We start from the raw sequence: 10,427 nt of genomic DNA on the forward strand, positions 1-10,427 counted from the left end.
GAGGCCTTCGAACATCAGGATGTGCCGTTCGAGGTGCTGGTGGAAAAGGTCAACCCGGCGCGCAGCCTGACCCATCATCCGCTGGTGCAGGTGATGCTGGCCTGGCAGAACTTCGCCGGACACGATGACCCGGCAGCCGGTGTGGCGCTGGGCGACCTCGACGTGACGTCCGTGCCGGTGGAAGACCAGTCCGCCCGCATGGATCTGGTGTTCTCGCTGGCCGAACGCTGGACCGAGAACAACGAGCCGGCCGGGATCGGCGGGCGGGTGGAGTTCCGCACCGACGTGTTCGACGCCGCCACCGTCGAAGCCCTGATCCGGCGGTTGCGGCGGGTGTTGACCGCGCTGACCGCCGATCCCACGCACTTGTTGTCGTCGGTGGATCTGCTCGACCCGGACGAGCGCGCCCGCCTGGAAACGCTTGGCAACACGGCGGTATTGACGGCGCCGGGCGGCGCGGCGGCGTCGGTACCGCAGTTGTTCGCCGCCCAGGTCGTCGGTGCGCCCGAGTCCGTGGCCGTGGTGTGCGAGGGCCTGTCGGTGACGTACCGCGAGCTGGACGAGGCGTCGAACCGGCTGGCGCATCGGCTGGCCGGCGTGGGTGCAGGCCCGGGAAAGACTGTGGCGTTGCTGTTTTCGCGGTCCGCCGAAGCGATCGCGGCGATGCTGGCGGTGCTCAAGACCGGAGCGGCCTACCTGCCGATCGACCCAGCGTCGCCGGACACCCGGATCGGGTTCATGCTCGACGATGCCGGGCCGGTCGTCGCGGTGACCACCGCCGAGCTCACGGATCGGCTCGCCGGCCACGGCGTGCCCGTCATCGACGTGAACGACCCCGCCATCGACACCGAGGCGGCCACCGCGCTGCCCGCGCCGAACCCCGGCGACATCGCCTACCTGATCTACACCTCGGGCACCACCGGTGTCCCCAAAGGGGTTGCGGTTACTCATCGCAACGTGACACGGCTGCTGGGGTCGCTGGGCGCCGGACTTCCTGCCGCGGGGATCTGGTCGCACTGTCACTCGTTGGCGTTCGACGTCTCGGTCTGGGAGATCTTCGGCGCGCTGTTGCGCGGCGGGCGACTGGTCGTGGTGCCCGAGTCGATCGCGGGCTCACCGCGCGACCTGCACCACGTCCTGGTCGCCCAGCGCGTCACCGTGTTGACCCAGACCCCGTCGGCGGTGGCGATGCTCTCGCCGGCGGGGCTGGACTCGGTGTCGCTGGTGATGGCCGGTGAGGCCTGCCCGCCCGAGGTGGTCCAGCGGTGGGCGCCGGGGCGGGTGATGGTCAACGCCTACGGCCCGACCGAAACCACCATGTGTGTCGCGATCAGCGCACCGCTGGCCCCGGCCGAGAGCGCGCCGGTGCCGATCGGTGCGCCGGTTCCCGGGGCTGCGTTGTTCGTGCTCGACGCGTCGCTGCGGCCGGTGCCGCTCGGGGTCGCCGGTGAGCTGTACGTCGCAGGATCTGGCGTCGCCACAGGCTATGTCGGCCGGGCCGGGCTGAGCGCGTCGCGGTTCGTCGCCTGCCCGTTCGGCGGCGCGGGATCGCGCATGTATCGCACCGGCGACCTGGTGCGCTGGGACGCCGACGGACAACTGCGGTACCTCGGCCGGGCCGACGAGCAGGTCAAGATCCGCGGCTACCGCATCGAACTCGGCGAAATCCAGTCGGCGCTGGCCGGACTCGGCGGCGTCGACCAGGCCGTGGTCATCGCTCGCGAGGATCGCGCCGGGGACAAAAGACTGGTCGGCTACCTCACCGGCAGCGCCGACCCGGACCTGGCGCGCACGACACTGGCCGAACGACTGCCCGCCTACATGGTGCCCGCCGCGATCGTCGCTCTCGACGCACTTCCGTTGACACCCAACGGCAAACTCGACATTCGCATCCTGCCCGCGCCCGAGTTCAGTACCGGCGCGTACCGCGCCCCGGAGACCCCCACGGAAGAGATCCTGGCCGGCATCTACGCCGAGATCCTCGGCGCAGAGCGCGTCGGCGTCGACGACTCGTTCTTCGATCTCGGTGGCGACAGCATCTCGGCCATGCGGCTGATCGCCGCGATCAACGCCGGCCTGGACGCCGACCTCGCGGTGCGCGTCGTGTTCGAGTCGCCCACGGTCGCCCAACTGGCGCCCCGTATCGGCGATGGCGGCAGCGGCCTGGAGCCGTTGACGGCGACCGAGCGGCCCGCGGTGGTCCCGTTGTCGTTCGCGCAGAACCGGCTGTGGTTCCTCGACCAATTGCAAGGGCCCTCACCGGTGTACAACATGGCGGCGGCCTTGCGGCTGAACGGCCCGCTCGACGCCCGTGCGCTCGGTGCCGCGCTGGGCGACGTGGTCGCCCGCCACGAGAGCCTGCGCACCCTGTTCGCCGCACCCGAGGGCACACCCCGCCAGGTGGTGATCCCGGCCGGACAGGCCGATTTCGGCTGGCAGATCATCGACGCCGGTGACTGGCCGGCAAGCCGGCTGGGCGAGGCGATCGGCGTCGCGGCCCGCTACACCTTCGATCTGTCCGCCCAAATACCGTTGCGCGCAACCCTTTTCCGCGTCGCCGACGGCGAGCATGTGCTGGTGGCCGTCGTGCACCATATCGCCGCCGACGGCATGTCCATCACGCCGCTGGTCGCAGACCTGGGGATCGCGTACGCCGGCAGGACCGCGGGGCGCGGTCCCGACTGGCACCCGTTGCCGGTGCAGTACGTCGACTACACGCTGTGGCAGCGTGCGCAGTTCGGCGACCTCGACGACGGCAACAGCCGCATCGCGGCCCAGCTGCAGTACTGGGAGCGCGCCCTGGCCGGGATGCCCGAACGGGTGCAGCTGCCCACCGACCGGCCCTACCCGCTGATGGCCGATCAGCGCGGCGCCACAGTGGAAATCGACTGGCCGGCCGGGCTGCAGCAGCGCGTCGGCGAGGTGGCTCGCCAGCACAACGCCACCGCCTTCATGGTGATCCAGACTGCCCTGGCGGTGCTGCTGTCCAAGATCAGCGCGAGTTCCGATGTGGCGGTGGGATTTCCGATCGCCGGCCGGCGCGATCCCGCCCTCGACGACCTGGTGGGCTTCTTCGTCAACACCCTGGTGCTGCGCGTCGATGTGGCTGGCGACCCCACCTTCGCAGAGCTGCTCGACCAGGTGCGCCAGCGCAGCCTGGCGGCCTACGAGCACCAAGATGTGCCCTTCGAGGTGCTGGTGGAGCGGCTCAACCCGACGCGAAGCCTGACCCATCACCCGCTGGTACAGGTGATGCTGGCCTGGCAGAACTTCGCCGGATCGGGCAGCGGGCCCGCCGCCGGACTGTCCCTGGGCGAGGTCGAGGTCACCCCGATACCGGTGGACACCCACACCGCCCGCATGGACCTGACCTTCTCGATGGGCGAGCGCTGGAGCGGGGCCGGCGAGCCCGCCGGCATCGGTGGAACCGTGGAATTCCGCACCGACGTGTTCGACGCCGCCGCCATCGAGGCCCTGACCGGGCGGTTGCAGCGGGTGCTGCTCGCCCTGACCGCCGATCCCGCACAAGCGTTGTCAGCGGTGGACCTGCTCGACGAATCCGAACACACCCGGCTCGGCACGATCGGTAACCGGGCGGCGGTGACCGTGCCGGCGACCGAGACCGACTCGATCCCCGTGCTGTTCGCCGCGCAGGTGTCACGCACCCCGGACGCCACTGCACTGGTATGTGACGGCGAGTCAATGACCTACCGCGAGCTGGGCGCGGCAGCGAATCGGTTGGCGCATCGGCTGGCCGGCGCGGGTGCGGGTCCGGGACAGACTGTGGCGCTGCTGTTTTCGCGGTCGGCGGAGGCGATCGTGGCGATCCTGGCGGTGCTCGAGACCGGTGCGGCCTACCTGCCGATCGACCCCGCGTCGCCGGATGCCCGGATCGGGTTCATGCTCGGTGATGCCGCACCGATCGCCGCCGTCACCACCGCGGGTCTCGCCGACCGGCTCGACGGGCACGACGTGGCGGTCATCGACGTCAACCATCCCGTCATCGACACCGACGCGGCCGCCGCGCTGCCCGCGCCGAGCGGCGACGACATCGCCTACCTGATCTACACCTCGGGCACCACCGGTGTCCCCAAAGGCGTCGCGGTCACTCATCGCAACGTCGCCCAGCTGCTGGCGCCCGGCGACTCGGGGCTGCCGCGCGCGGGGGTGTGGTCGCAATGGCATTCGCTGGCCTTCGACGTCTCGGTCTGGGAGATCTTCGGCGCGCTGCTGCACGGCGGCCGGCTGGTGGTGGTGCCCGAATCGGTCGCGCGCTCACCGGAAGATCTGCACGCACTGTTGGTGACCGAACAGGTCAGCGTGCTCAGCCAGACCCCGTCCGCCGCGGGCGCGCTCTCACCCGCGGGGCTGGAGTCGGTCACGCTGGTGGTGGCCGGTGAGGCGTGCCCGGCCGAACTGGTGGACCGCTGGGCGCCGGGCCGGACGATGATCAACGCCTACGGCCCGACGGAAGCCACCGTCTACGCGGCGATCAGCGCGCCGCTGCAGGCCGGGACGGCGGACGTGGTGCCGATCGGCTCCCCGGTGCCCCGGGGCGCGTCGTTCGTACTCGACGAATCCCTGCGGCTCGTGCCCCCCGGCGTGGTCGGCGAACTGTACCTGGCAGGCGCCGGGGTCGCGGCCGGCTACTGGCGCCGCGCCGGGCTGACCGCGTCGCGGTTCACCGCCTGCCCGTTCGGAGCGCCAGGGACGCGCATGTATCGCACCGGCGACCTGGTGCGCTGGCGCGCCGACGGGCAACTGGACTACCTCGGCCGCACCGACGAGCAGGTCAAGATCCGGGGCTACCGAATCGAACTCGGCGAGGTGCGGGCCGCGGTGGCCGCAGTGGACGGCGTCGAGCAGGCGGTCGTCGTGACCCGCGAGGACCGCCCCGGCGACAAGCGGCTGGTCGGATATGTCACCGGCACCACCGACCCGGCCGCGATCCGCGCCGCGCTGGCCGAAAGGCTGCCGGGCTACATGATCCCGGCCGCCCTGGTGGCGATGCAGGCCCTGCCGCTGACCCCCAACGGCAAGCTCGACACCCGCGCCCTGCCCGCACCGGAGTATCGCGACACCGAGAGGTATCGGGCCCCCGGCAACGCCGTCGAGGAAATCCTGGCCGGCATCTACGCGCAGGTGCTCGGCCTCGACCGGGTCGGGGCCGACGACTCCTTCTTCGACCTGGGCGGCGACAGCATCTCGTCGATGCAGGTGGTGACCCGGGCGAGGGCCGCAGGCCTGGTGTGCAAGACGCGCGACATCTTCGTCGAGCAGACCGTGGCCCGGCTGGCCCGGGTGGCCGAGGCAGCCGACGCGCAGGCGGTGGTCGACGAGGGGCTCGGGCCGGTGGTGGCCACGCCGATCATCCGTTGGCTGCACGACGTGCACCGCGCCGGCGCCAGCGTCGACGAGTTCAACCAGACGATGCTGGTGCAGGCCCCCGCCGGGGTCATCGAGGCCGACGTGGTCGCGGTGCTGCAGGCCCTGCTGGACCGGCACGCCATGCTGCGGCTGCGCGTCGACGACGACGGGTCGGGCGGCTGGTCGCTGACGGTGCCCGGGGCGGGCTCCGTGGACGCCCGCGAAAGCCTTTGCGCGGTGGACGAATTGACCGACGCGGCCGTCATCGAGGGCCGGACGCGGCTGAACCCCGCCGCCGGCGTGATGCTCAGCGCGGTGTGGGCCCGCGCCACCGGCCAACTGGTGGTGATCGTCCACCACCTGGCCGTCGACGGCGTCTCGTGGCGAATCCTGCTGCAGGACTTGAATATTGCCTGGGCGCAGCATCACGCCGGGCAACCGGTCGAGCTGCCCGCCGCGGGCACGTCGTTTGCCCGGTGGTCGGCGCTGCTGGCCGGGTATGCCCAACACCCGCGCGTCGCGGAGCAGGCGGACGCCTGGAAGCGGGTGGCGGCCACCCCCGCCGCGTTGCCCGCGGTGGATCCCGAGACGGACACCTTCGCCACCGCCGGGCACCTCTCGACGGAACTGGACGCCGAGACCACCGGCATGCTGCTCGGTGACGTGCCCGCGGCATTCCACGTTGGCGTGCAGGACATTCTGCTGATCGCGTTCGGGCTGGCGTGTGCGGAGTTCTCGGGCCGCCGCGACGCGCCGGTCGGCATCGACGTCGAAGGCCACGGCCGCCACGAGGAACTGGCCCGCGCCGTCGACCTATCCCACACCGTGGGCTGGTTCACCGCCAAATATCCGGTGGCGCTGGCGGTGGGCGGCATCTCCTGGGCGCAGGTGGTTGCCGGCGGCGCCGCGCTGGGCGCGCTTCTCAAGGACGCCAAGGAACAACTGCGCGGCCTGCCGGACCCGCTGAGCTACGGCCTGCTGCGACACCTGAACGCCGAGGCCGGCCTGGACGCGGCCGACCCGCCGATCGGGTTCAACTACCTGGGACGCCAGGGCGGTACGGCCCAGCTCTCCGAGGACATGTGGCGGCCCGAGGCCGATGGCTGGGCGGTCACCGCCGCGGCCGCCGCGATACCCATGCCGCTGATGCACACCGTGGAACTCAACGCGGCCACTATCGACACCGAGGGCGGGCCGCGGCTGCACGCCAACTGGACCTGGGCGCCGTCGGCGCTCGACGACGAGCAGGTCACCCGGCTGAGCCGGCTGTGGTTCGACGCGCTGGAAGGCATCTGCGCCCACGTGCGCTCCGGCGGGGGCGGCCTGACGCCGTCGGACATCGCACCGGCGCGGCTCACCCAGCGACAGCTGGATCAGCTTGCCCGCCAACAGCGCATCGCCGACGTGCTGGCGCTGACCCCGGTCCAGCGCGGCCTGCTGTTCCACGCCAACACCGCGCAGGCGAGCGACGACCTCTACGCCGGACAGCTCGACATCGGCATCACCGGCCCGCTGGACGCCGACCGCCTGCGCGACGCGGTACAGGCGATGGTCGGCCGGCACCCGAACCTGGTGGCCCGGTTCTGCGACCGATACGACGAGCCGGTCCAGATCATCCCCGCTGACGCCGCGGCGTCCTGGCAGTGCCTCGACCTCGATGGCCGCGACGTCGAGGAGGAGCTGCGTCGGCTCTGCGCCGCCGAGCGCGCCGCCGTCTGCGCCGACCTGACCGATCGCCCCGCCTTCCGGGTTCTGTTGGCCCGCATCGCATCCGACCGTTATCGGCTGGTGCTGACCAACCATCACATCGTGCTCGACGGCTGGTCGATGCCGATCCTACTGGGCGAGATCTTCGCCGGCTACTACGGCCGGCGGCTCGCGGCGGCGGTCCCGTACCGCAGCTTCGTCGATTGGCTGGCCGGGCGCGACGTCGGCGCCGCACGGACAGCCTGGGCCGAGGTGTTCGCCGGCTTCGACGCGCCGACCCTGGTCGGCCCCCGGGACCGCGCCCGCCCCGGGCGGCAGAGCGTCGAATCATTCACGCTGCCAGTCGATATCAGCCGGGCCATCACCGACCTGGCGCGCTCGTGCCGTACCACCGTCAACACCGTACTGCAGGCCGCCTTCGCGCAACTGCTGTGCGTCCTGACCGGGCAGCGCGACGTCGTGTTCGGCACCACCGTGTCGGGCCGGCCCGCCGACATCGCCGGAGCGGACACCATGGTGGGCCTGCTGATCAACACCGTGCCGGTGCGGGCGAACATCACCGCGACCACCACCACCGCCGATCTGCTCGACCAGTTGCAGGGCGCCCACAACCACACGCTGGACCACCAGCACCTGGCCCTCACCGAGATCCACCGCATCACCGGCCACGACCGGCTGTTCGACACGCTCTTCGCGTACGAGAACTACCCGGTCGACGCCGCCGCGCTGTCGGCCGACCACGAGCTGGCCGTCACCGACATCACCAGCCGGGAATCAACCCACTACCCGCTGACCGTGCAGGCCCAGCCCGGGCAGGAGCTGCGGCTGCAGATCGAATACGACACCGACGTCTTCGACACGGCCACCATCGCGACGCTGATCGAACGGTTGCGGCGGGTGCTGGTCGTCATGACGTCCGACCCGGCGCGCCGGCTGTCGTCGATCGACGTGCTCGACGTCGCCGAATGCGAGCGGCTCGACCGGTGGGGCGCCCGGCCGGAAGCGACGCGACCCGGCCCGTCCCCGACGCGGTCGTCGATCCCGGAGTTGTTCGCCGCGCAGGCGGCGCGCGACCCGCACGCCGCTGCGGTGACCTTCGCGGGCCGGTCGATCACCTATCGGGAGCTCGACGAGCGGTCAAATCGATTGGCGCACTTGCTCGCCGGGCGCGGTGCCGGCCCGGGCGACTCGGTGGTGCTGTTGTTCGGACGGTCGGCCGACGCGATCGTGGCCATCCTGGCGGTGCTGAAAACCGGCGCGGCGTACCTGCCGATCGACCCCGCGCTGCCGACGGCCCGTGTCGAGTTCATGCTCGCCGATACCGCGCCGTCGGCCGCGATCACCACCGCCGCGCTGGCGGACAAGCTGCGCGATACCGGCCTGACCGTCATCGACGTCGACGACCCCGCCGTGCGCACCCGGCCCGGCACCGCGCTGCCGGCGCCGGACCCCGAACACGTCGCGCACATCATCTACACCTCGGGCACCACCGGCTTCCCCAAAGGCGTTGCGGTCAGCCACCATAACGTGACCCGGCTGTTCGATTCGGCGGCCGTCGGCGTGCGGTTCTCGGCGGCCCAGGTGTGGACGCAGTTCCACTCGTATGCCTTCGACTTCTCGGTGTGGGAGATCTGGGGTGCGCTGCTGCACGGTGGGCGACTGGTCGTGGTGCCCGACGCGGTGGCCCGCTCGCCCAAGGACTTTCACGCCTTGCTCGTCGCGGAGAAGGTCACCGTGCTGAGCCAGACCCCGTCGGCGGTGCGGATGCTGTCGCCGCGTGGCCTGGAGTCGGCGGCCCTGGTGATCGGGGCCGAGCCGTGCCCACCCGAGCTGGTGGACCGCTGGGCGCCCGGCCGGGTGATGATCAACGTCTACGGCCCGACCGAAACCACGATCTTCGCGACGGCGAGCGCGCCCCTGGCGGCGGGCGCGGGGGCGCCGCCGATCGGCTCGCCGGTGCCCGGGGCAGCGCTGTTCGTGCTGGACGGGTGGTTGCGCCCGGCGCCGGCCGGGGTGGTCGGCGAACTGTACGTGGCCGGGCGCGGCGTCGGATACGGATACGTGCGCCGGGCCGGACTCACGGCGTCGCGGTTTGTGGCGTGCCCTTCCGGCGGGTCGGGGTCGCGCATGTATCGCACCGGGGACCTGGTGTGCTGGGGCCCCGACGGCCAGCTCCAGTACCTGGGCCGCGCGGACGAGCAGGTCAAGATCCGCGGCTACCGCATCGAAGTCGGCGAAGTCCGCTCGGCTTTGGCCGCGCTCGACAGGGTCGACCAGGCTGTCGTCATCGTCCGCGAGGACCGGCCCGGCGACAAGCGGCTGGTCGGATATGTCACCGGCACGGCCGAGGCGACCGAGGCCCGCGCCGCGCTGGCTCAGCGGCTGCCGGGCTACATGGTCCCGGCGGCGGTGGTCGCGCTCGAGGCGCTGCCGATGACCCTCAACGGCAAGCTCGACGTGCGCGCCCTGCCGGCACCCGAATACGCCGCGGCCGGGTACCGCGCCCCGACCACCCCGGTCGAGGAGATCCTGGCCGGCATCTACGCCCACGTGCTCGGCGTCGAGCGGGTCGGCGTCGACGATTCCTTCTTCGACCTCGGCGGCGACAGCATCTCGGCGATGCGGGTGATCGCCGCGGTCAACAGCGCCCTGGACCTCGGCGTGGCGGTGGCCGCCCTCTTCGAGGCGCCCACGATCGCCCAGCTGGCGCCCCGCCTCGGTGAGGATGCCGGCCGGCTGGACCCGTTGACGGCGGGCGAACGCCCGGCGGTGGTCCCGCTGTCGTTCGCGCAGAGCCGGCTGTGGTTCCTCGACCAGCTGCAGGGGCCGTCGCCGGTCTACAACATGGCCGCGGGACTGCGGATGCGCGGGACGCTCGACGCCGACGCGCTGGGAGCGGCGCTGGCCGACGTGGTCGCCCGCCACGAGAGCCTGCGCACGGTGTTCGCCGCGCCCGAGGGCACGCCCCAGCAGGTGGTGATTCCGGCCGGGCGGGCCGATCTGTGCTGGCGGATCGTGAACGCCCGGGGCTGGTCGGCAAGCCGGCTGCGCGAGGCCATCGACGCCGCGGCAACCGAGACCTTCGACCTCGCGAACCAAATCCCTTTGCGGGCTTCTCTTTTCCGGGTCGACGAGGGCGATCATGTGCTGGTGGCCGTCGTGCACCACATCGCCGCGGACGGCTGGTCGTTGCGGCCGCTGATGCGCGACCTGGGAGCGGCGTACGCCGCACGGTGCGCCGGACAGGCGCCCGACTGGGAGCCGCTGGCGGTGCAATACGTCGACTACACGCTGTGGCAGCGCGCCCAGTTCGGCGAGCTTGCCGACGGCGGCAGCCGCATCGGCGCGCAGCT

The 10,427-nt window shown here is 71.8% G+C and carries 1 protein-coding gene; it reads left to right on the forward strand.

The window, feature by feature from the left end; translation table 11 throughout:
* A partial coding sequence (locus tag OQ789_RS25480) for a non-ribosomal peptide synthetase (RefSeq protein ID WP_324689160.1) occupies window positions 1-10,427 on the forward strand: 10,427 nt, incomplete at both ends.

The organism is Mycobacterium sp. 94-17, assembly GCF_035617725.1.
Classification (GTDB): domain Bacteria; phylum Actinomycetota; class Actinomycetes; order Mycobacteriales; family Mycobacteriaceae; genus Mycobacterium.